The organism is Mycobacterium sp. NPDC003323 (assembly GCF_053589535.1).
Genome location: NZ_JBSFSB010000002.1, coordinates 414,959 through 436,725 on the forward strand (window position 1 = coordinate 414,959; position 21,767 = coordinate 436,725).

The window sequence follows — 21,767 nt, forward strand, 5'->3', positions numbered from 1 at the left end:
CCGAGTTAGACAGCTGTCAAGAAATGGTGTCTCAGTCCGCGAAATCCAGATCGCTGTCCCGGTGCGGCACCAGATTCCAGATGGCGAAGCCGGTGGTGAACCCCAACGCGATCGACATCATCGACACCAGCATCACCACAATGGCCGTCGCACCTTGGCCGGAGGCCAGTTCGGCGACCCCGATCATGCCGACCGAGCTGGGCACCAGCAGCCAGAAACCCGGCGCCAGCACCACCTGCGCCACCGGCGTCATCGACAACCGGCCGATCGCCAGCGCGCACACCATGAGGATCAGGCCGCCACCGAAGCCGCTGGCATATCCCCCGAACAGCGACGCGGTGACCAACTGGGCGCCGTAGGCGATAAAGAGCACCACCGTCAGCCACGGCATGAATCCCGTCGGTGGGCCCAGGTGCAGCATGATGCCGACGGCGTAGACGGCCACCCCCAACCACGGCGCCCACGCCCCAAGCGTGTTCGTCGGCGTGTCGGCCAGCTCGGACCAGGACAGCCCCAGCAGTTGCACCGCGATCAGGATGCCCAGCGCGAGCTGGGCCAGTCGCATGAAGCCGGCCATCAGCCGCGCCGATCCGGACACCACCTCGCCGGTGAAGGACTCGATTACCGCCAGCGTGATGGCCACCCCGGGTAGGAACAGCGTCAACGGGGCGATCAGCACCCGCAGGCTGTCATGTCCCATGTGCAACATCCGGCCGAGGCTGAAGGCCACATAGGTGACCAGGAAGGCGCACAGCGCGGGCAGCAGGTGCGACAGTCCGGAGTTGCGCCGGGCGAACAGTTCCAGGACGCCGACCAGCAGCCCGAACCCGGTCGCCGCGACCAGTGACACCACGGTGGGTTGCAGGATCAGCGCATACGCCGCGCTCTGCAACCCGTAGCCGATGACACCCACCCATCCCGGGTACCGACGCCCCAGACCGTGGATGCGGTCGAGTTCGGCCAGTCCGTCGGCGGGGTCGAGCCGGCCGCGCTCGGCGCGGTTGACCAGTTCGCCCAGCGGGAAGGTCTGGTCGTAGCGCAGCGGACTGTCGCGGCGCACCACCCGGGTCAGGTGGCGGTCACCGGCCTGCACGAAGTTGGGCAGGACCAGCACGGGACAGTCGATGCCCTGTTGCTGCGCGACGCGTTCCAACGCCCCGCGCACGACGTTGACCGAGTAGTCCGCGCCGAGCATCGCCGTGCCGAGCCGCGCGATGAACTCGACGGCGGCTGCGTCGGCGGTATCGGATCCGGTGCTGTCGTCAGCCACGGGCGGCCTGCGCTCTCGCCGGGGACGGAACCAGGATCAGGGCCACCACGATCGCGACGATCGGCACCGCCATCAGCACCCAGCCGAGGGTGTGGATGGCCTCGAGCATGCTGGCCTGCACGCCGTCGACCACTGTGCGGGCCTGCTGGGGGTCCAGCACATTGGCGCCCGCGGTGGAACCGGCGCCGCCGTGCGCGGTGCGCAGCGCCGCACGCGCCTGATCCTCGCTGATCCCGCTGCCGGCCAGTGTGTCGCGCGCCGAATGCAGGAACAGCGTGGTGCCGATCAGCGCGAACAGCGCCGGGCCCATCGAGTAGGCGGCTTGTCCGACAGCACTTTTCACGGCGGCGACGGTACCGCTGAGCTCCACCGGCGCGGTCCGCAGCATGATGGTGGCCTCGATGGTCTCGACGACCGCGGCGCCGACGGCGTTGAAGGCGACCGCCGCGAACAGCACCCACAGCGAGCTGTGCTCACCGAGTCGGGTGACGGCCAGCAGGCCGACCACCAGCAGCGCCAATCCGCCGACCAGCACCGCGCGTTGCCCGAGCCGAACGGCGGCCCGGCCGGCCAGCGTCGCGGCGACCGCCGACAGCAGCGCCGCAGGCGCCATGAGAAGTCCCAGCGCCGTTGGGGATTCGCCCCGGACGGCGACCAGGTAGAAGGCCAGCAGCACCGTCACGCCGCCGGACAGGAAGTTGAACGCGATCCCGGCCAGCACGGCCGCATCGAACGCGCCCGAGCCGAAGATGCGCAGATCCAGCGCGGGGCTGGGGGTGCGCGACTCGAAGACCACGAAGGCGGTCGCGGCGAGCGCTCCCACGGCCAGCGCACCGAGCGCCACCGCTGTGACACCGTTCTGCAGCCGTGACAACCCGAACACCGTGCCCAGCAGCGCGACGGCCACCAGCAGCAGACCGACAGTGTCGAGGCGGCGATCGGTGCGCGCGGTCTCCGGCACGAACCTCCGGACCAGCACCAGCGCGATCAGGGCCAACACCGGTGCGACGAGAAAACATGTGCGCCAACCGATGTGTTCGACGAGCAGGGTGCCGATCGCCGGCATCGGTACGGCCACGGCAAAGCTGGCACCGAGATGCAGGGAGATGGCCGACGCGCGGCGTTCCGGCGGGAAGACCACGTTGACGATGGCCAGCGACAGTCCGAGTTGCAGCGCGAACGCCAAGCCGAGGCCGGCGCGGGCGATGATGAGCACGCCGGCATCGGGTGCCAGCGCGGCCATCACACCGAAGGCCATGGTGCCCAGCAGCCCGATCGTGTACATGCGCTTCATGCCGTACTTGTCGCCGAGGGCACCGGCGCCGAGCACCCCGGCGGCCAATGCCAGCGTCGCGATGCCCGCCACGAAGCTGGCCGTCCCGGAGGACATCTGCAGCCCGTCGCGCACCGCGGAGATGTTCGCCGACAGGATCACCGGGTCCGACGCGGTGATGCTGGCACCCAATCCGGTCGCGATGATGGTCATCGTGGCGGCGGTACCCGACACCCACTGTGGTTGCGCCACAGCAGCAAACTAACAGCAAACTACTTCAGCAGGCGCGACATTCTGCGGTCGGCGAGCTTCTTGCCTCCGGTCTGACACGTCGGGCAGTACTGGAACGACTTGTCGGCGAAGGACACCTCGGCCACGGTGTCCCCGCAGATCGGGCACGGCAGCCCAGTCCGGGCGTGCACCCGCAACCCGGAGCGTTTCTCCCCCTTGAGGGTGGCGGCCTGCTGCCCCACCGACCGCGTCACCGCATCGGTGAGCACCGAGGTCATCGCATCGTGCAGATCGGCCAACTGGGCGGCAGTCAGTTTCGACGCCGTCGCGAACGGTGACAGCTTGGCGACATGCAGGATCTCGTCGCTGTAGGCGTTGCCGATCCCGGCCATCACCTTCTGGTCGGTGATCACCGTCTTGATCCGGCCGCCCTGAGCGGACAGCACCTGCGCGAGGTCGTCGGGTCCCAATGACAGGGCATCGGGACCCAGCGCGGCGATCTGTGGCACGTCCATCGGGTCACGCACGATCCACACCGCCAGGCGCTTCTGGGTGCCGGCCTCGGTCAGGTCGAAACCCTGGGATTGCCCCAGATGCACCCGCAGCGCGATCGGGCCCTTGCCCGGTTTCAGCGGTGTCGGGGACAGCTTGTCCGACCAGCGCAGCCAACCCGCGCGCGACAGATGGGTGATCAGGTGCATGTCGGCGACCTGCAGACCCAGGTATTTGCCCCAGCGGGCGGCACCGGTGACCTCGTTGCCGTGCAGCGCGGTCACCGGCGGATCGAAGGTCTTGAGCACCGACAGTGCGGAGATGTCGACCCGCTCGACGATCCGGCCGACGGCATGGCGACGCAGGTGATCGGCGAGCGCCTCCACTTCGGGCAGTTCGGGCATGCCCCCAGTGTGTCAGCACCGCACCGATATCGTCTCGCATGTGCCCTCCGTGATCCGCCGCTACCTGGTGATCAACCCCGCGCCGGGCCGGTGGAAGTTCGCGATGCGGGCCGGGATCTGCATGGCGGTGCCGGTGCTGGTGGGCTGGCTGCTCGGTGACACCGGCGCCGGGTTGATCGCGATCATCGGCGGGTTCACCTCGCTGTACGGCAGTGGGCGGCCCTATCGGAACCGGGCCGGTTACCTGGCCGGGGTCGCGGTGTGTTTCAGCGTGGCTGTCGCGCTGGGTGATTGGGCGGCGGCCATTCCGTGGCTGGGTCTGGTGACCATCACCGCGATCGCGATGGTCGCGGTGCTGGTCTGTCATGCGCTCGCCGTCGGCCCGCCCGGCGCGTTCATGTTCGTGCTCGGTTGCGCGGCGGGCACCGCGACGGTGTCGGCGCATCTTCCGCCGTGGCATATCGGTCTGCTGGTGCTGGCCGGCGGTGCGTTCTCCTGGCTGGTGCACATGGTCGGGGCGCTGTGGGACCGACGGGGACCGGAGGCGCGGGCGGTCGCGGCCGCCCGCGCGGCAGTGGAGCGCTATCTGCAGACCCGCGACAACGCCGACCGCCATCAGTCCGCCCGCGCGCTGCATCAGGCGTGGACGACGCTGGTCAACTTTCAGCCCGCGCGCCCCGATCCCTACACCCGCCTCGATCGGCTGCGGGCCCAGACCCTGCACCTGCACCGGGTTTTCGGTGCCGCCGTCGCCGGGCGCGCGGACCTCGACGCCGCCGACGCGCCCGATCCGGCACCGGGCTTGCGGTTGCCGCTGGGCCGGCCGTCCAACACGACGCTGTTGCGGCATGCGCTGAGCCCGGGTTCGGATTCGATGCGGTTGGCGCTACGGGTCGGTGTCGCGGTGGCGCTGTCGGGGGTGGCGGCGCTGGTGTTCGTCGGTGACCACTCCTACTGGGCGATGGCCGCCGCCGTGCTGGTGCTGTATCAGGGTTTCGATTGGGCGCGCACCGTGCAGCGCGGGGCCGAGCGCATGGTCGGCACGTTGATCGGGCTGGGGTTGGCGGCGGCCATCCTGACCTGGCAGCCGCAGGGCTGGTGGTTGGTGGCGGTGATCGCCGCGCTGCAGTTCGTCATCGAGATCTTCGTGGTGCGCAACTACACGATCGCGGTCATCTTCATCACCCCGCTGGCACTGACCATCGCCACCGGCGGGCACCGGGTCGCCGACCTCGGCCACTTCCTGTTCGCCCGCGGCCTGGACAATGTGATCGGTTGCGTGGTGGCCCTTTTCGTCTATTGGGTAGTGCTGCGCAGGCACGGTCACGCACCGCTGAGCGCCGCGCTGCGGGCAACGCAGTCCGCGATCGAGGTCACCGATGTGCATCTGCGCGCCCAGGCGGTGACCAGCGCACCGGCCCGGGCGGCGCGCCGCGACCTACAGCTGCGTGCGATGGCCCTGCTGGATGCCTACCACGCGGCGATCGGAGGCTCGGCCGCCCAGCGCGCCGAGGCCGAACGGGCGTGGCCGACGATCGCGACCACCGAGGATCACGCCTACCGGACGCTGGCCGCGTGCTGGGCGTTCGAGCGCCGCTGAAGCCTTAGCGGGCAGCCTTTTTCAGGTCGCCGGTGATCAGTGACAGCACCCAGCTGACGATGGACAACACGATGGCGGCCCAGATCGCCGTCCACCAGAAGTCGTCGATCTGCAGTCCCCAGTGCGTGGTGTTCTCGGTGATCCACGAGGTGATCCACAGCATCCAGGCGTTGATGACGATGTGAATGAGACCGAGGGTCAAGATGTAGAGCGGGATCGAGATGAACTGCACGATCGGCTTGATCACCGCGTTGACCAGACCGAACACCACGGCGACGACGAAGATGATGCCCGCCCGCTCCAGGGTGCTGTCGCCGCCGACGATGCTGATACCGGACACCAGCAGCGTCACCACCCACAGGGCGACTCCGGTCAGCGCGGCCCGCAGCAGGAAGTTCATGCGGTTGCCTCGCCGGCTCGGCCACCGGGTGTCGTCCGTCTATTCGCTCCGCACGCTGCGCTCATGGGCTCAGTCTGCCGCCCGCAGCAGGTAGATGTCCATGATCCAGCCGTGACGTTCCCTTGCTGCGGCGCGCATTTCGGCAATCTGGTCACCGACCTCACCCAGCGCTCCGGCGACCAGCAGTTCATCGGGCGTGCCGAGGTAGGCGCCCCACCAGATCCGGGTGTCCGGTGCGCAGCCCCGGAATGAGCATTCGCCGTCGAGCATCACCACGGCGGCGCCGCTCAGCCCGTCGGCGCGCAGCCGGCGACCCGTCGTGATGAGCACGGGTTCACCGATGTCGTTGAGCGGGATGCGGTGCCGCGCGGTCAGCGCCTGGATGGCGGTGATGCCGGGGATGACGTCGAACTCGAAATCCACGTGCTCGCCGACGCGATCCAGGATGCGCAGCGTGCTGTCGTAGAGCGACGGGTCCCCCCAGGCCAGAAATGCGCCGACGCCGTCGGGTCCGAGTTCGTTCTCGATGGCCCGGGCCCACAGCCGGGCGCGGGCGGCGTGCCAGTCCGAGACGGCCTGCTCGTAGGGCACATCGGCGGCGCGCTTGGGATCGGGCAGTTCCACGAACCGGTAGCCCGGTTCGCTGATGAACCGCTCGCAGATCAGCCTGCGCAGCGCGACCAGGTCATCCTTGGCGTCGCCCTTGTCCATCGCGAAGAAGACGTCGGTGGCGTTGAGCGCCGAGATGGCCTGCGCCGTCACATAGTCCGGGTCCCCCGCACCGATACCGATCACGTGGATTGTGCGCACCCGCAAAGACTAGTCGATGCAATTACCCGGTACCGCAGGTATTGACTACCGCCGGTATCGGACGTAGCTTCGAGGTCCCGACCCTGAAGAGGAAGTCAACGATGACAGCTTCGGTCAAAGGCCACACCACGCGCGCCGAGTTCGCCGAGCGCCTGCTCAAGGGATCGGTGCGCAAGTCGTACGCGCCGATCGTGGATATCGACTGGGACGCACCGCTGGACCCGGACAAGTTCTATCTGCCACCGAAGGTGGTGTCGCTGTACGGCACCCCCATCTGGGACGCGATGACCCGCGCCGAGCAGATCGAACTGTCCCGCCAGGAATTGGTGAACACCCTTTCGGCAGGTATCTGGTTCGAGAACATCCTCAACCAGTCCCTGCTGCGCAAGATGATGCACCAGGATCCGACCGCGGCCACGACCCATTACGAACTCACCGAACTGGGCGACGAGACCCGGCACATGGTGATGTTCGGCAAGGCCATCGCCAAGGTCGGCGCCAAACCGGTGCAGCCCAAGCTGTACCAGCGGTTGATCATCAACAGCTTGCCGTTCGCCTTCCGCGGGTCGGTGCTCTGGGTGGCGGCGCTGATCGGCGAGGAGATCTTCGACTCGCTGCAACGCCAGATGATGGATGACGACGACCTGCAGCCCATGGTGCAGCGACTGATGCGCATCCACGTCACCGAGGAGGCCCGCCACATCCAGTTCGCCCGCGACGGGCTGCGCAAGCGCACCCCGTCGATGTCGCGCACCAAGCGGTTCTGGGTGGGCAACCTCAACGGTCTGGGCGGTCCGTTCTTCCGCTTCCTGTTCACCAACAAGGTGCAGTACGCACGGGTCGGTCTCGACGCCCGCGCCGCGCGCCGCATGGCGCGCCGGTCGCCGCACCGGGTCGAGGTCCAGATCGCCGGCTTCGCCCCGCTGGCCGCCTTCCTGGAAGAGGTGGGCCTGATGGGCCCGATCGCCCGGCGGATGTGGCGGCGCAGCGGATTTCTGCCCGGCGGTGCGATCCGACCGGCCGGACGATTCGAGATCACCGAGGACGACGACCTCTACGTCGGCGCGGCCACCGTCGACGGCCGCGAGGTCCAGGTACGCCTTGCCGGACACCTGGACCCCATCGACGGTCGGTACCACTGGCGCGGAACGGTTCTGGAGCCGCTGCCCGAGGATGCGCGCAACCCGGTGTCGATCACGATCGGCGAGCAGACCGCGCACGCGCGGTTCACCGAACGCAGCCAGCAGGGTGGCTACGCGATCGCCGGCGTCGGGACCCCGCCCTACCCCCGCTGACCGTTTCGGCCCGCGAAACTAGAACGTGTTCTAGTATCGCTTCATGCGGTTCACCTATGCGGAAGCCATGACCGACCCCAAGTACTACATCCCGTTGGCCAAAGCCGCCGACGAGGCCGGATACCACGCGATGACCATCCCGGACAGCATCGCCTATCCGGAGGTGTCGGACTCCAAATATCCCTACACCGAGGACGGTAACCGGGAGTTCCTCGACGGCAAATCGTTCATCGAGTCGTTCGCGTTGATCGGCGCGCTGTCGGCCGTCACCACCCGGCTGCACTTCAACATCTTCGTGTTGAAGCTGCCGATCCGGCCGCCGGCGCTGGTGGCCAAGCAGGCCGGCTCGCTGGCCGCGATGTTCGACAACCGACTCGGGCTCGGCGTCGGCACCAGCCCGTGGCCCGAGGACTACGAGATCATGGGAGTGCCGTTCGCCCGGCGCGGCAAGCGCATGGACGAGTGCATCGACGTCATCCGCGGCCTGACCTCCGGTGACTATTTCGAGTATCACGGCGAGTTCTACGACATCCCGAGCACCAAGATGACCCCGGCGCCCACCAAGCCGGTGCCCATCCTGGTCGGCGGGCATGCCGATGCCGCGCTGCGCCGCGCCGCCCGCAATGACGGCTGGATGCACGGCGGTGGCGACCCCGCCGAACTCGACCCGTTGCTGGCCAAGCTCGCGAAGTTCCGCGAGGAAGAGGAGCGCATCGGCAAGGCCGAGGAGTTCGAGATCCACGTCATCTCGATCGACGGTTTCACCCTCGACGGCATCAAGCGCCTGGAGGACAAGGGCGTCACCGATGTCATCGTCGGCTTCCGGATCCCCTACATCATGGGCCAGGACACCGAGCCGCTCGACGACAAGATCCGCAACCTGGAGTGGTTCGCCGAGAACGTCATCGCCAAGGCGAACGGCTGACGCCACGCCCGGTGCGCATCTAGCCGAGCATCCGGTCGACGGCGGGGGCGCCGAGGATCTCCTCGAGCACGATGGTGGCGCTGCCGACGGTGGCCGACCGGTCACCGTGGGCGGCGGCGACGACCTCGAGCTCGCGGGTGGCCACCGCGGTGGCATTGCCGTACAAGGCTTCTCGCAGTCCGGCCACGTAGATCTCATAGGCACCGGCCATATCGCCGGCGACCACCAGCACCGCCGGGTTGAGCAGATTGACCGCCGGCGCAATGCCCTCACCGACATGACGTCCGCTGTCGCGAATCATCCGGCGCGCCTCCGGATCACCGTCGTTGGCAAGTTCGGCGACATCGCGCAGGTGCCGCACCGAGCGGCCCTGCTGCTGCAACGCCTGCACTATCGCCCAGCCGCCCGCGACGGTCTCCAGACAACCGGTGTCCCCGCACCGGCACGGCTTACCCGCTGCGACGGCAATCTTGTTGTGGCCGAACTCGCCGGCCGCCTGTGCGGCGCCGCGCTGCAACACCCCGCCGGCGATGATTCCGGCACCGAGGCCACTGGAGGCCTTGAGCACCAGGACGTCGTCGCGGCCGCCGCGTTCGGCCAGCGCGATCGCGTTGGCGTCGTTGTCGAGCACCACCGGGATGTCCGCCACGGCGGGCAGCGCCTCGAAATACGGGCGCAACTCGACACCGTCCCAGCCTCGCAGGATCGGCGAACCACAGCTGCAGCCGCGCACCGGGTCCACGGTGCCGGGCAGGCTGAGCCCGATCCCGTAGACGGTGACGCCGGGAAACTGCTCGTGCAGCACATCGAGACCCTTGACCACATCGGGCACCAGATCGTCGGGGCCGAGTGCGACCTCGGAGTCGATATCGGCCGACGCCAGGATCTCGCCGGCCAGGTCACACACCGCCAACCGGGTGCGGCTGATGCCGATCGCGGCCGACAGCACCACCCCGGCGTCGGTGTTGAAGCTCAGCTGCGTCGCGGGGCGCCCACCGGTGGAGGCGGCCTGCTCGCATTCGCGCACCAGGCCCGAGCCCAACAGCGCGGCCAGCCGCGCGCCGACCGCGGTGCGTGACAGCCCGGTCAACGCCGCGATCTCGGTGCGGGTGATCTCACCGCGCTCCCTGATCAGGGTGAACACCTCGCCGACACTGGCCACCCCTCGATTTCATCACGAAGTACGTAAGCTCCGCCACTTTGGCCTGAAAAATACAAAACTGAGTTGAGGTACAGACGTAAGCCTCCTACGCTTGACCCGTGACCCCAAGCGTCGAACGTCCCACCCGCCCGCAGTCCGTCGTGGCCACCGACCCGACGGTGCGTGCGCTGGCCGTTTTCGCGCTCGCCCTCGGCGGTTTCGGGATCGGCACCACCGAGTTCGTGGCCATGGGCCTGCTGCCCGATATCGCCGCGAGCTTCGGTATCACCGAGCCCACCGCCGGCCACGTCATCTCGGCCTACGCCCTGGGCGTGGTGGTCGGTGCCCCGACCATCGCCGCGCTCACCGCACGCGTACCGCGACGGGCGCTGCTGCTGGGCCTGATGGCGGTTTTCACGCTGGGCAACCTCGCCAGCATGATCGCGCCGTCCTACGCCACCCTGGTCATCGCCCGCTTCGTCGCCGGACTCCCGCACGGCGCCTTCTTCGGTATCGCCGCGCTCGCGGCGGCACACCTGATGGGGCCGCGCAACCGGGCCAAGGCCGTGGCGTACGTGCTGTCCGGCCTGACCGTGGCGACCGTGCTGGGCGTACCGGTGGCCTCCTGGCTGGGTCAGGCGCTGGGCTGGCGCAGCGCCTTCGGACTCGTTGTCGCCATCGGCCTGGTCACCCTCACGGCCCTGTGGTTCTGGCTGCCCGCACAACTGCGCACCATGCACGTGTCGAGTCCGCTGACCGAACTGGGCGCACTGCGCCGGCCGCAGGTATGGCTGGCCGTCATGGTCGGCATGATCGGCTTCGGCGGCATGTTCGCCGTGTACACCTACATCAGCACCACCATGACCGATGTCGCCGGATTGCCGCGGAACCTGGTTCCGTTGGCGCTCATGGTGTTCGGCCTCGGCATGGTCGTCGGCAACCTGGTCGGCGGCCGGCTGGCCGACGCCTCGGTGGTGCGGGCGCTGTACCTGTCGATGGGCACCCTCGGGGTGGTGCTGCTGGTCTTCGTGGCCGCCGCGCACAACCCGTGGACGGCACTGCTGGTGCTGTTCGGCATCGGCGCGGCCGGTTCGGCGGTCGGCCCCGCACTGCAGACCCGGCTGATGGATGTGGCCCAGGACGCGCAGACGCTGGCCGCGGCTCTGAACCATTCCGCGCTGAACATCGGCAACGCGGCCGGCGCCTGGGTCGGCGGGCTGGTCATCGCCGCCGGGTACGGCTACACCGCACCCGCGGCGGCCGGTGCCGGGCTGGCCGTCGGCGGACTCGCGGTGCTGACCGTGTCGGTGCTGCTGAGCCGCGCTACTCGTCGATGACGTGGACGGCGGCCTCCTCGGCGGAGGCCGCCCCACCGTCGATGCCGACATCGCGGCCCAGCAGATCCTTCTCGGTGTCCGCACCGAAACCGGCATCCGGCGCCACCAGACGACCGGCGCGACGGTCGCCCACCTCGTCATCTTCGGCCTGCTCGTCGGGCCGGTAGTTCTCGTCGAACGCCGGGTCGGGCTGCTCGTCGGCCAACCGCTCGTCGAGGGTCTCGTGTTCGCGCGGCTCCTGCCACCGTTCCGGCGGCGAATAGCCTTCGTCCAGCAGGTCGTCGACGCCGCGGTCGAGCAGGCTGTCCTCGGCGGACAGCTGATCCTCTTCCTCCGGGCTGTATCCCTGGCGATCTTCCGGCATCTCTGAAGTCATGCCCTCACGCTACCCACCACAACGATTGAGCGCGTTGGCAATCGCGGGTCGCCGACGGCATCGCAGCCGGGCCTGGTTGCGCCAACCGGTCGCCGAACCGCACACCCGTCAGTAACGTGATGTCATGGCCGAGGGATCGCAATCCCAATCCGATGTCCAGCATCGGCAGCACATGGCCGTGAACCGGGTTGCCGGGCTGTCCGATCCACACCGAAAATCACGTCGGCCGGCACTGCATGAATTCGCCGAAAATGGGTACATCCCCCAGCGATGGCTTCAGACATGCAGGCTGTGACTCGCGCGCGCAGCGATCCCCCACCGTCGTGGCTGGCGTCGTTGCGCGCCCAGGTGCTGGCCGCGGTGTCCGATTTCCTGGACACCCACTGCGCCGGGTCGCTGCACGGCAGCCATGTCGACATCGCCGAGGATGTGCTGCGCGGCATGCTCGCCGAGGGCAAATGCGTGCGCTCCACTTATCTCTATCTGGGATGGCGCTGCGGGGCACCGGCCGATACGGCTGCGGTGCGGGCGGCGGGCAGCCTGGAATTCCTGCACGCCTTCGCGCTCGTCCAGGACGACGTGATGGACGAGTCCCCGATGCGGCGCGGCCGCCCCAGCGCGCACCGGGCGTTCGAGGACTGGCACCGCGAGCGGGGACTGCCCGGCTCATCAGCCCGGTTCGGTGAGTCCGCCGCGGTGCTGCTGGGTGACCTGTGCCTGGTATGGGCCGAACAGATGCTGCGCGAAAGCGGTGTCGACGGACAGGCACTGACCCGCGCCTGGCCCCGCTACGACGGTATGCGCACCGAACTCGCGATCGGACAGTTCGCCGACCTGGTCAACGACAGCGCCGGATTCCCCACCCTCGACGGGGTTCTCGACGTCGCCCGGCGCAAGTCCGGCAACTACACGGTGCGCAGGCCACTGGAGATCGGCGCCGCGCTGGCCGGGTGTGACGACGGCGTGCTGCAGGTGCTCAGCCGCTACGGCGAGAACATCGGCGAGGCCTTCCAGTTGCGCGACGACCTACTGGGGGTGTTCGGCGTCCCGGAGACGACGGGCAAACCGACCGGCACCGATCTGCTGGCCCGCAAGGCGACGACCGTCGTGGTGGCCGCCTACGAACTGGCCACCGGTGCCCAACAACGTCAGTTCAAGGAATTCATGACCGCCGAGCGGCTGGACTCCGCAGACATCACCCGTTGGCAGAACCTGATCTCGGAGGTGGGAACCGTGCAGTGGATAGAAGACCTGATTCACCGCAGATTCACCGCGGCGGTTGCGGCACTGGACAGTCTGGCCGGCGGCCGACTGGACGGTGAGGTGCGCGCGGCACTCGTGGCCACCGCATCGGCGTGCACCGAGCGGACCGCCTGATGCGCACGGTGCCGGGTAAGACCGACCATGTCGTCGTGGTGGGAGCCGGCCTGTCCGGGTTGTCGGCGGCCCTGCACCTGGCCGGGCGTGGGCGCCGGGTCACCGTCGTCGAGCGCGGATCGCATCCGGGTGGCCGGGTCGGGCGCGCCGATCTGTCCGGGTACCGTATCGACACCGGCCCGACGGTGCTCACCATGCCCGACATCATCGACGAAACCTTCGCCGCCGTCGGTGAATCCACCGCCGACCGCGTCGAGTTGCACGCGGTCGATCCCGCCTACCGCGGCTCGTTCGCCGACGGCAGCAGCCTGGACGTGCACAGCGACGCCACCGCGATGGCCGCCGAGATCGAGCGGTTCGCCGGCCGCGCCGAGGCCGACGGTTATCTGCGGCTGCGCGACTGGTTGACCCGGCTCTACGAGTTGGAATTCCAGGGCTTCATCAACTCCAACTTCGATTCGCCGCTGTCCCTGCTGACACCGCAACTGGCCAAGCTGACCGCGATCGGCGGCTTCCGCGGCTGGGAAACCATGGTGCGGCGGTTCATCACCGACGAACGACTGTTGCGGCTGTTCACCTTCCAGGCGCTGTACGTCGGGGTGCCGCCGAGGCGGGCGCTGGCCGCCTACGCCGTCATCGCCTACATGGACACGGTGTCGGGCGTCTACTTTCCGCGCGGAGGGATGCGCGCCCTGCCCGACGGCCTGGCCGCCGCCGCGGCCGATGCCGGGGTCGAATTCCACTACGATGCCGTGGTTTCGGAGCTGGAGCGCTCCGGCGACCGGGTGACCGCGGTCCGCACCGCCGATGGTCGACGCTTCGCCGCCGACGCGGTCATCCTGACCACCGAGCTCCCCGACACCTATCGGATGCTGGGCCGCACGCCGCGCCGATTGGCCAAACTGAGGCCGGCCCCGTCGGCGGTGGTGGCCCATATCGGTTGCCGCGCTGTCGATCCCGGCGCAGACGCCCCGCACCACACCATCGTCTTCGGCAACGAGTGGGACCGCACCTTCGAGGAGATCATCGACCAGGGTGTCCCGATGGTCGATCCGTCGCTGTTGGTCACCCGGCCCACCGCCGGTGATCCCGGCCTGGCGCCGGACGGGCGCGACCTGCTCTACGTGCTGGCCCCCACACCCAATCTGGATGTCGGACAGCGGGACTGGGACGGCCAGCGGGACGGCTACACCGCGCAGATGCTGGACGCCGTCACCGCCAGGTTGCCCTACCTGGGCGCTGATCCCGAGATCCTGCAGGTTGTGACCCCGCAGGACTGGGCCCGCCAGGGCATGATCGCGGGGACGCCGTTTGCGCTCGCGCACACATTCGGCCAGACCGGACCCTTCCGGCCCGGCAACACGGTTCGGGGTATCGACAACGCTGTACTGGCCGGTTCGTCCACCGTGCCCGGTGTCGGCATCCCGACCGCCATCGTGTCGGGCCGGTTGGCCGCGGACCGGGTCACCGGCGTCGCGTCCGCGGTCCGCCCCCGGACGGTGACCCGATGAGGAGGGCCAGATGATGCTCGGTTCGGAGCTGGATGCAGCGGGTGTGCAGGGCCGGGAACTACGCCAGGCCTATCAACGCTGCCGGGCGCTCAACGCCGCCCACGGCAAGACGTTCTTCCTGGCGACGCGATTGCTCTCGCCCGGTCAGCGTCCGGCCGTGCACGCGTTGTACGGGTTCGCCCGGCGCGCCGACGATGTGCTCGACGGGTTCGATGCCCGCACGACGGCCGAGCGCGCCGATGAGCTGCAGGGGCTGTCCGACGCGCTCTACAGCCGATTGGTCGAGAACCGGCTGGCCGGTGACGATCCGGTGCTCGACGCCGTCGTGGACACCGCCCGGCACTACGGGCTGCCGTGGCAGCTGTTCGACGACTTCCTGGCCTCGATGCGGATGGACCTGACCGTCGCCGACTATCCCGACCGGGCGGCACTGGACCGCTACATGTACGGATCGGCAGAGGTGATCGGGCTGCAGCTGCTGCCGGTGCTCGGTACCGTGGTGCCCGCCGCCGAGGCCGCTCCGCATGCCGCCGCGCTGGGTAAGGCGTTCCAGCTCACCAACTTCCTGCGGGATATCGACGAGGATCTCACCCGGGGTCGGGTGTACCTGCCCGCCGACGAACTGGCCGCACACGGTGTCGACCGTGATCTGCTGTTGTGGTGCCAGCGCAACAAGCGCACCGATGCCAAGCTGCGGGCGGCGCTGGTCGAGCAGCATGCGGCCACCCGGCGTATCTACCAGCACGCCGAGCTCGGCATCCCGATGCTGGCGCCGCAATCGCGGCCGTGCATCCAGGCCGCGTTGACGCTGTACTCGGAGATCCTGGACTGCATCGAGACGATGGACTTCGAGGTCTTCCAACAGCGCGCAACGGTGTCGAACGGACGGCGGCTCCAGGTCGCCGCACGCGGATTGACCCGCGCCTGGCGAGCCCGGCTCCGGCAGGCGGCGTGAGCACCTACGACGTCCCCGAAGCCTTCGACGCGGGCGCATCGGCCTATGACGGTCTGGTCGGCGCCAATCCCGGCTACCACGACCATCTGCGGTTGTCGGCCCGGCGGATGCAGCTGCCCGACGGCGGACGCGGGTTACGGCTGCTCGACATCGGATGCGGCACAGGACTGTCCACCGCAGCACTGTTGAGCGCGGCGCCGCATGCCGAGATCATCGGGGTGGACGGGTCGGCGGGCATGCTCGAATGCGCGCGCGCCAAGTCGTGGCCGGCCACGGTGACGTTCGTGCACAGCCGCGCCGAGGATCTCGCACAGGCCGGGGTCACCGGTCCGTTCGACGGCATCCTGGCCGCGTATCTGGTGCGCAACCTGCCCGACCCGGATCCGGTGCTGCGCACCCTCCTGGGCATGCTGAACCCGGGCGGTGTGTTCGCCGCCCACGAGTACTCGGTGCGTGACTCCGCGGCGGCCACCGCGCTGTGGAATCTGGTGTGCGCGACGATCATCATCCCGGTCGGCCGGTTCCGCAGCGGTGACGCCGAGCTGTACAAGTATCTGCGGCGCAGCGTCAACAACTTCGACGGTGCCGCACGCTTTCGGGAACGTCTGCAGCGCAATGGGTTCGTCGATGTCCGTAGTGAGACGGTGCCCGGTTGGCAGCGCGGTATCGTGCACACCTTCCTGGGCAGGGCGGACTCGTGACCGATTCCCGGCGGGTGCGCCACCCGGGTGCGCCGGGACTGCCACATGCGGCCTATCTGCCCGCACGTCCCACGGTCGTCGTCATCGGTGGCGGTATCGCCGGCCTGAGCGCCGCGACCGCCCTGGCCGAGCGCGGGGTGCAGGTCCATCTGCTCGAACGCGAAGATCATCTGGGCGGGCGAGTCGGCGGCTGGACCGACACCATGGCCGACGGCACGCCGGTGGCGATGAACCGCGGCTTCCACGCGTTCTTCCGCCAGTATTACAACCTGCGCAATCTGCTGCGCCGCATCAACCCCGACCTGTCGATGTTCACCGCGCTGGACGACTATCCGCTGGTCGACGCCGAGGGTCACCGCGACACGTTCCGCGGCTTGCCGCGCACCCCGCCGCTGAACGCCATGGCCTTCGCGTTGCGCAGCCCGACGTTCCGGTTACGCGACCTGATCAGGGTGGACGCCAAGGCGGCCGCACCGCTGGCCGCGGTGTCGGTGCCGGAAACCTATTGGCGGCTCGATGATCTGGACGCCGAGACATTCCTGCGCGATATCAACTTCCCGACCGCCGCACAACATCTGGCGTTCGAGGTGTTCTCGCGCAGCTTCTTCACCCGACCGGAGGCCCTGTCGGCCGCCGAACTCGCGACGATGTTCCACATCTACTTCCTCGGTTCCAGTGAGGGCCTGGTCTTCGATGTGGCGTCCGCCAATTTCGATGTAGCGCTGTGGAATCCGTTGGCACGCCACCTCGTGCGCCACGGTGCGACGGTGCGGACCGGCGTCGCGGCGCGCAGTGTGGCGGTCGCCGATGACGGGACGTTCACGGTCACCGACGGCTCCGGTGCCACCATCGACTGTGCCGGCGTGGTGCTGGCCGCGGAGGTCCCCGCACTACAGTGCATCATCGCCGATTCCCCTGAACTCGGGGATGCCGAATGGCGCTACCGGGTGGGCGAACTGGGAACCGCCCCACCGTTCCTGGTGCGCCGACTGTGGTTGGACCGTCCCGTGCAGGCCGACCGCCCCGCGTTTCTGGGCACCGGCGGGTTGCCACCGCTGGACAACATCAGCGTTCTGCAACGCTATGAGAGCGAGGCCGCGGCCTGGGCGCGACAACACGACGGATCCGTGGTGGAACTGCACGCGTACTCGATCACCGAGGACACGCCCGAGGTGCGGAGAGCACTGGACGAACGGTTGCACGAACTGTTCCCGGAGACCGCGACGGCGCGCGTGGTGCACGAGATCACGCTGTGCCGCGGCGACTGCCCGCGACTGGCTCCCGGTGATTTCGCGCACCGACCCGGTGTGGTGACACCGCAGCCTGGTCTGGTGCTGGCCGGGGACGGTATCCGCATCGATCTTCCGGTGGCGTTGATGGAACGCGCGGCGACGACCGGACTGGCGGCGGCCAACGCCCTGCTTGATCGGATGGGCGTGCGGGGCCACGATATGTACACGGTGCCGGTGCGCGGGCGGTCGGCCGTGCTGCGGCGCCTCGCCGACCGCGCGGAAGGGCGGGTGTGGACATGAAGGCCTGGCCGTTCCAACTGCTGCCGCGGACCCGGTGGAGTGGGCAGAAGCCGACCCACCGCCAGGCCGATCCCGCGGTGATCGCCGCCGCGCTGGCGCGGTCTCAGCGCCGGCCCAGCGGTAACTGGTATGTGGTGGGCGCGAGCACCGACGTCACCTCGAAACCGTTCGGCGCCAACGTCGGCGGTGCCGAAATCGTGTGCTGGCGCGGCAGCGACGGCGAGGTGCTGGCCGGGTCCGCGCGCTGCCCACACCTTGGCGCCGATCTGTGCACCGGGGTGGTCGAGCGCGGCAATCTGATCTGCCCGTGGCACGGGTTGCAGTTCACCGGCCGCGCGCGGCCCGACTGGCCTGCGGTGCCCGCATTCGACGACGGTGTGCTGGTGTGGGTGCGGCTGGACCTGCTCGGGGGTGAGAAACCCACCGATGCGCCGGTGCTGCCGGCGCGTCCGGGTACACCGCGGATCTCGGCGGTGACCAGCCTGACGGGCGTCTGCCAACCGGAGGACATCATCGCCAACCGGATGGACCCGTGGCACGGTGCATGGTTTCACCCCTATTCGTTCACCCGGCTGGAGGTGTTGAGCGCTCCCCCGCAGGATCCCGATCTACCCGAAGAGGAGGACCGCTTCCTGGTGGACGTGACATTCCGGTTGGGCCGCCTCGGCATTCCGGTGATCGCGGAGTTCACCAGCCCCGAACCGCGCACGCTGACGATGCGCATCATCGAGGGTGAGGGCAGCGGCAGTGTGGTGGAGACGCATGCCACGCCCTTGGGCCCCGGGCCCGACGGCCGGCCGCGCAGCACCGTGATCGAGGCCGTGATCGCGCACTCGGACCGGCCGCGGTTTTCGTGGGGATTACGGGTCCAGTCGGCCATCACGCCGTTGATGCGGCAGGCCGCGCACCGGCTTTGGCGTGATGACCTGGAGTATGCCGAGCGCCTGCAGGAGGTCCGACGCCAGGACGCCGAAGGTAGCGCGAAGTTGCTCACGCCGCCCGACGTCGAGCCCAGGGCGGCAGATCGGCAGCCTCCAGCAGCGGCACCTGAGTCTGCGCCCATGGGCTGAGTGCCCAGTCGAACTCGGCGGCGCGGCGGACCTCGCTCCAGTCGACCCAGGCCACGTCCATCACCTCGGCCGGGGACACCTCGAGCGGGCCGTCGATCAGTGCGCAGAAGACGGGGCACACCTCGTTCTCGACGGTGCCGTCGGCCGCTCGGGCGTGGTAACGGAACTCGGGCAGGATGCAGTGCACATCGTGCAGGGCGGCGCCCAACTCCTGAAAACCGCGGCGGTGCACGGCATCGACGATCGCCTCACCGGGTGCGGGGTGCCCGCAGAAGGAATTGGTCCACACGCCGGGCCAGGTTCGCTTGCCCAGTGCGCGCCGGGTCAACAGCACGCGGCCGGCGTCGTCGAACAGGTAGCACGAGAAACCGAGATGCAGCGGCGTCTGCGCGTGGTGGACGGTGGCCTTCGCGGCACTGCCGACGGGACTGCCTGCGTCGTCGAGCAGTACGACCCGTTCTTCTTCTGTCACAACGACTCTTCCGTCACAACGAAAGTGATTACCCGTGGGCGGTCCGGCCAAACGTGTCGGTCACCGCAGCTGGTCGGTACAGGTCGAGGTCAGCCCGGAGAAGTGCACGGCGGGTGCACCGTCGACCATCACGAAATCGGTGCCGGGATACCACTCGCTGCCCGGCTGAATCCACGGCGGCACGGTCTCGGGGTAGGCGATGGTCATATCGGTGTAGAACCGGGCGTGGGCCGGGCAGTCCGCGCTCGACGATGGCTGCGGGTTCCAGGCGTGCACCACAACGGGATTGGACAGGCGGGCACCCTCGGCACAGTTCGGTTGGCATTCCACCGAGATGTCGGTGCCGGATCCGCGGGCGCCCTGGGCGTCCCAGCTGGACCACACCATGTCGTGCAGCACGCCGGTGTCATCGCAGTTGTAGTCGAACACCGCGGGTCGCTGCGGCAGCGGGTTGGCGGGATCGAAGCACATGCCGATGGCGTAGACCGCGTCGTGCGGTGCCGGTTGCGCGCCGGCGACGGCGGGAATGAGTGCGGCCGCGACGAGCGGGACGGCGGCCGGGGCCGCGAGCAGGCGGATCACCCCGGCAGACTAACAATCCGATCTGTCCAGGGCATGGCCGAACGGAAAGGGCCCGCGGTGGGTGGCCGGGACCCGCTACCTTGCGTCCACAGTGATATGCGTCGCCTCCGGCCATTATGGCTATGCAGCCGAGTGCCACCGGTGTCACGCTCTAAAGGATGTTCGCGCACGAGGACGACAGCGACCGGGCCCGGCCGGTGACCGGCACCACACGGTTTGCTGCGCGCCTCTGCTGGTATGTGCGTGCCCTGGGCTTCCACCCGCTGATCCGCACCGTCGACCGACTCGAGTCCTTCGCGGTGCTCGGCGTGCTCGTGATCGCGTTGGTGGCGGTGCCCGCGGCTTCCTCGGCCGCCGGCCTCGTCCACGATTCCGGGCTGCAGACCGCACAGGAGCAGACCCGCACCCGCCATTCGGTGCAGGCGACCGTGGTGGCAGGTGTCGGTCTGCCGACCGATATGAACACGCCCGCCTACGTGCGCGCGCAATGGCGCGAGGGCACCCATCTGCGCACCGAATCGGTGGTCAGTCACGCGGCGACCAAGCCGGGCGATCCCATGACGGTCTGGCTGGACACCGACGGCAAGGTGGTCACCGCGCCGATGCAGCCCGCCGACGCCGAGTTACAGGCGCTCGTCGCCGGCCTCGCGGTCTGGACGTTCATCAGCATGGGCGGCGCCCTGCTGGCATGGCTGGTTCGGCTCTTCGCCGACCGGGCGCGCTACCGCGCCTGGGATCGCGAACTACGGCTGCTGGTCTACAACGATGACGGCTGGGCGGACCGCCACAGCTAAACCGACGCGGCGTGGCGATGCCGATTGCCCCCGGCGCGTTTCGCCGCGTACATCGCCGTGTCGGCGGCGCCGACGAGTTTGTCGACGCTGGACCGCACGTGCGCCGGCGTGCGGCCCAGGTGCCGGACCGGCACGCATGCGGTCCCGACGCTGGCGGTGATGGACATCGGCAGATCGGCGATGCCCTCGCACACCCGACGCGCCAATGGAGCCGGGTCATCCGTGGCGTATGCGGCGGCGACGACGAACTCCTCACCACCGCTGCGTGCGATCACGGAGACGGTGTCGGCGACCGCCTGTGCGAGGGCACGGCCGACGGCCACCAGGGCATCGTCGCCCGCCTGATGCCCACGCGTGTCGTTGAGCCGCTTGAAATCGTCGAGATCCACCATCGCCACCACCAGGTGGGAGTCGGGATGGATGTCGATCTCGTCGAGCATCTTGGCGGTGTAGCGCTGAAACGAGCGCCGATTCAGCAGGCCGGTCAGCGGATCTCGGCCCGCGCGTTCCAGATCGACGCCCAACGATCTGATGAGCAGGTGGATCGCCACGGGCATGACGATGTTGATCTGGGTGACCAGGAACAGGTCGACCGCCGCCAGCGCCAGGTGACCCGTTTGCGCGACCCGGATGGCGACGATCACCGCCACCACCGCGGCTACCGCGAAGTTGTAGATCACCAGCGCCGTGGAATGGAAGAAGCCGATATAGGCGGCGGTCGTGGCGAAGGCGATACAACCGAACAGCGCGCCCTGCGGGTTCGGATAGGACAGGCAGGCCAACGCCACCGAGGCGTTCGACACCAGTGCGAAGGCCAGTGACTGCCATCGGGTCGGCCAACGGCATGCCCACAGGACCGTGCCTGCGACACCGCCGGCAAAGGCGGTCCACATCATCGCCGACGGCAGGCCGGGCAGTGGGGCGTCGACGCTGAGCAGCAGCACCAACAGGCAGGTCGCCAGCGACGCGGCGATCGTCGCCATCAAAGCCCGGACCGCTTTGGTGGCACCACGCGCGGTCAGGTAATCGGTGATCCACTCGTAGTGGTTGGTCCTTGCCAACCACCTGCCCGATTGAGCGGCCGCCACCGTATCGCCCCGTTCTCGCGGTCAGCAAATCGATTCGAGGCTACCAACATTGTGACGCCGCCGTCAGGCTAGTGGCACACAAGGCATCGTCGTGCCGACGCCGCCATTTCCAGCAAACCGATCCCCCAGAT

General features: G+C 68.7%; 21 protein-coding genes and 1 pseudogene. 11 read left to right on the top strand and 11 right to left on the bottom strand.

The window, feature by feature from the left end:
* Positions 1 to 31 precede the first annotated feature (31 nt).
* The 4 genes and pseudogenes from ACWDUN_RS08770 to ACWDUN_RS08785 form a co-directional block, all read right to left on the bottom strand.
* Entirely contained in the window at positions 32 to 1,270 is a 1,239-nt protein-coding gene (locus tag ACWDUN_RS08770; protein ID WP_449927410.1) for a threonine/serine ThrE exporter family protein, read from the bottom strand.
* Positions 1,263 to 2,795: an MFS transporter gene (locus ACWDUN_RS08775; protein WP_449927413.1), complete on the bottom strand. Its 1,533-nt coding sequence runs from the start codon at positions 2,793 to 2,795 to the stop codon at positions 1,263 to 1,265. Before ACWDUN_RS08775 ends, ACWDUN_RS08770 begins: the two co-directional genes overlap by 8 nt.
* A gap of 20 nt (positions 2,796 to 2,815) precedes the next feature.
* Positions 2,816 to 3,289: a zinc finger domain-containing protein gene (locus tag ACWDUN_RS08780; protein ID WP_449927795.1), complete on the bottom strand. Its 474-nt coding sequence runs from the start codon at positions 3,287 to 3,289 to the stop codon at positions 2,816 to 2,818.
* A gap of 135 nt (positions 3,290 to 3,424) precedes the next feature.
* Positions 3,425 to 3,670, bottom strand: a pseudogene (locus ACWDUN_RS08785) (DNA-formamidopyrimidine glycosylase family protein); the annotation flags it as partial.
* Positions 3,671 to 3,710: 40 nt separating this feature from the next.
* Between ACWDUN_RS08785 and ACWDUN_RS08790 the strand changes: the two are divergent.
* Positions 3,711 to 5,270, top strand: coding sequence for an FUSC family protein (locus tag ACWDUN_RS08790; protein WP_449927416.1), 1,560 nt, complete (start codon positions 3,711 to 3,713; stop codon positions 5,268 to 5,270).
* Between the two features lie 4 nt (positions 5,271 to 5,274).
* On the opposite strand, the gene ACWDUN_RS08795 is transcribed toward ACWDUN_RS08790, so the two are convergent.
* Together ACWDUN_RS08795 and cobF are read right to left on the bottom strand one after the other, a co-directional pair.
* Positions 5,275 to 5,670 carry a phage holin family protein gene (locus ACWDUN_RS08795; protein WP_449927419.1) on the bottom strand — a complete coding sequence of 132 codons (396 nt, stop codon included), beginning with the start codon at positions 5,668 to 5,670 and terminating at the stop codon, positions 5,275 to 5,277.
* Positions 5,671 to 5,739: 69 nt separating this feature from the next.
* Positions 5,740 to 6,480 (bottom strand): precorrin-6A synthase (deacetylating), encoded by a 741-nt coding sequence (gene cobF, locus ACWDUN_RS08800; protein WP_449927422.1) that lies wholly within the window; start codon positions 6,478 to 6,480, stop codon positions 5,740 to 5,742.
* Positions 6,481 to 6,581: 101 nt separating this feature from the next.
* Here cobF and ACWDUN_RS08805 point away from each other — a divergent pair, with 101 nt between their 5' ends.
* Together ACWDUN_RS08805 and ACWDUN_RS08810 are read left to right on the top strand one after the other, a co-directional pair.
* Positions 6,582 to 7,775, top strand: coding sequence for a diiron oxygenase (locus tag ACWDUN_RS08805; RefSeq protein WP_449927425.1), 1,194 nt, complete (start codon positions 6,582 to 6,584; stop codon positions 7,773 to 7,775).
* 43 nt (positions 7,776 to 7,818) lie between these two features.
* On the top strand, positions 7,819 to 8,700 hold the full coding sequence (locus ACWDUN_RS08810) for an LLM class flavin-dependent oxidoreductase (protein WP_449927427.1): 882 nt from the start codon (positions 7,819 to 7,821) through the stop codon (positions 8,698 to 8,700).
* Between the two features lie 19 nt (positions 8,701 to 8,719).
* On the opposite strand, the gene ACWDUN_RS08815 is transcribed toward ACWDUN_RS08810, so the two are convergent.
* Complete coding sequence (locus ACWDUN_RS08815) at positions 8,720 to 9,862, bottom strand: ROK family protein (RefSeq protein ID WP_449927430.1); 1,143 nt, start codon at positions 9,860 to 9,862, stop codon at positions 8,720 to 8,722.
* Between the two features lie 98 nt (positions 9,863 to 9,960).
* Here ACWDUN_RS08815 and ACWDUN_RS08820 point away from each other — a divergent pair, with 98 nt between their 5' ends.
* The gene (locus ACWDUN_RS08820; RefSeq protein ID WP_449927433.1) at positions 9,961 to 11,178 is read left to right on the top strand and encodes an MFS transporter; all 1,218 of its coding nucleotides are present in this window, start codon (positions 9,961 to 9,963) and stop codon (positions 11,176 to 11,178) included.
* Here the strand turns inward: ACWDUN_RS08820 and ACWDUN_RS08825 are convergent.
* Positions 11,165 to 11,554 carry a DUF5709 domain-containing protein gene (locus ACWDUN_RS08825; RefSeq protein ID WP_449927436.1) on the bottom strand — a complete coding sequence of 130 codons (390 nt, stop codon included), beginning with the start codon at positions 11,552 to 11,554 and terminating at the stop codon, positions 11,165 to 11,167. The genes ACWDUN_RS08820 and ACWDUN_RS08825 overlap by 14 nt on opposite strands.
* A gap of 282 nt (positions 11,555 to 11,836) precedes the next feature.
* On the opposite strand from ACWDUN_RS08825, the gene ACWDUN_RS08830 reads away from it, so the two are divergent.
* Genes ACWDUN_RS08830 through ACWDUN_RS08855 form a run of 6 tightly spaced genes read left to right on the top strand, consistent with a single transcriptional unit; the run spans position 11,837 to position 18,700 of the window.
* Entirely contained in the window at positions 11,837 to 12,931 is a 1,095-nt protein-coding gene (locus ACWDUN_RS08830; RefSeq protein WP_449927439.1) for a polyprenyl synthetase family protein, read from the top strand.
* On the top strand, positions 12,931 to 14,442 hold the full coding sequence (gene crtI / locus ACWDUN_RS08835) for a phytoene desaturase family protein (RefSeq protein WP_449927442.1): 1,512 nt from the start codon (positions 12,931 to 12,933) through the stop codon (positions 14,440 to 14,442). The genes ACWDUN_RS08830 and crtI overlap by 1 nt, the downstream gene beginning before the upstream one ends.
* Positions 14,443 to 14,455: 13 nt before the next feature.
* Positions 14,456 to 15,397, top strand: coding sequence for a phytoene/squalene synthase family protein (locus tag ACWDUN_RS08840; RefSeq protein WP_449927797.1), 942 nt, complete (start codon positions 14,456 to 14,458; stop codon positions 15,395 to 15,397).
* A complete protein-coding gene (locus ACWDUN_RS08845; RefSeq protein ID WP_449927445.1) occupies positions 15,394 to 16,098 on the top strand; it encodes a class I SAM-dependent methyltransferase in 705 nt (234 codons plus the stop codon). Before ACWDUN_RS08840 ends, ACWDUN_RS08845 begins: the two co-directional genes overlap by 4 nt.
* Positions 16,095 to 17,630, top strand: a complete 1,536-nt coding sequence (locus ACWDUN_RS08850) for an FAD-dependent oxidoreductase (protein ID WP_449927448.1) — start codon at positions 16,095 to 16,097, stop codon at positions 17,628 to 17,630. The genes ACWDUN_RS08845 and ACWDUN_RS08850 overlap by 4 nt, the downstream gene beginning before the upstream one ends.
* Entirely contained in the window at positions 17,627 to 18,700 is a 1,074-nt protein-coding gene (locus tag ACWDUN_RS08855; protein ID WP_449927451.1) for a DUF5914 domain-containing protein, read from the top strand. Before ACWDUN_RS08850 ends, ACWDUN_RS08855 begins: the two co-directional genes overlap by 4 nt.
* Here ACWDUN_RS08855 and idi read toward each other — a convergent pair.
* Together idi and ACWDUN_RS08865 are read right to left on the bottom strand one after the other, a co-directional pair.
* Positions 18,621 to 19,172: an isopentenyl-diphosphate Delta-isomerase gene (idi, locus tag ACWDUN_RS08860; RefSeq protein WP_449927454.1), complete on the bottom strand. Its 552-nt coding sequence runs from the start codon at positions 19,170 to 19,172 to the stop codon at positions 18,621 to 18,623. The genes ACWDUN_RS08855 and idi overlap by 80 nt on opposite strands.
* 60 nt (positions 19,173 to 19,232) lie before the next feature.
* On the bottom strand, positions 19,233 to 19,754 hold the full coding sequence (locus ACWDUN_RS08865) for a hypothetical protein (RefSeq protein ID WP_449927457.1): 522 nt from the start codon (positions 19,752 to 19,754) through the stop codon (positions 19,233 to 19,235).
* A 158-nt stretch (positions 19,755 to 19,912) separates the two neighbouring features.
* Between ACWDUN_RS08865 and ACWDUN_RS08870 the strand changes: the two genes are divergently transcribed.
* A complete protein-coding gene (locus ACWDUN_RS08870) occupies positions 19,913 to 20,548 on the top strand; it encodes an Rv1733c family protein (protein ID WP_449927459.1) in 636 nt (211 codons plus the stop codon).
* Here the strand turns inward: ACWDUN_RS08870 and ACWDUN_RS08875 are convergent.
* Positions 20,545 to 21,609 (bottom strand): GGDEF domain-containing protein, encoded by a 1,065-nt coding sequence (locus ACWDUN_RS08875; protein ID WP_449927462.1) that lies wholly within the window; start codon positions 21,607 to 21,609, stop codon positions 20,545 to 20,547. The two genes, ACWDUN_RS08870 and ACWDUN_RS08875, sit on opposite strands and share 4 nt — an antisense overlap.
* Positions 21,610 to 21,767 lie beyond the last annotated feature (158 nt).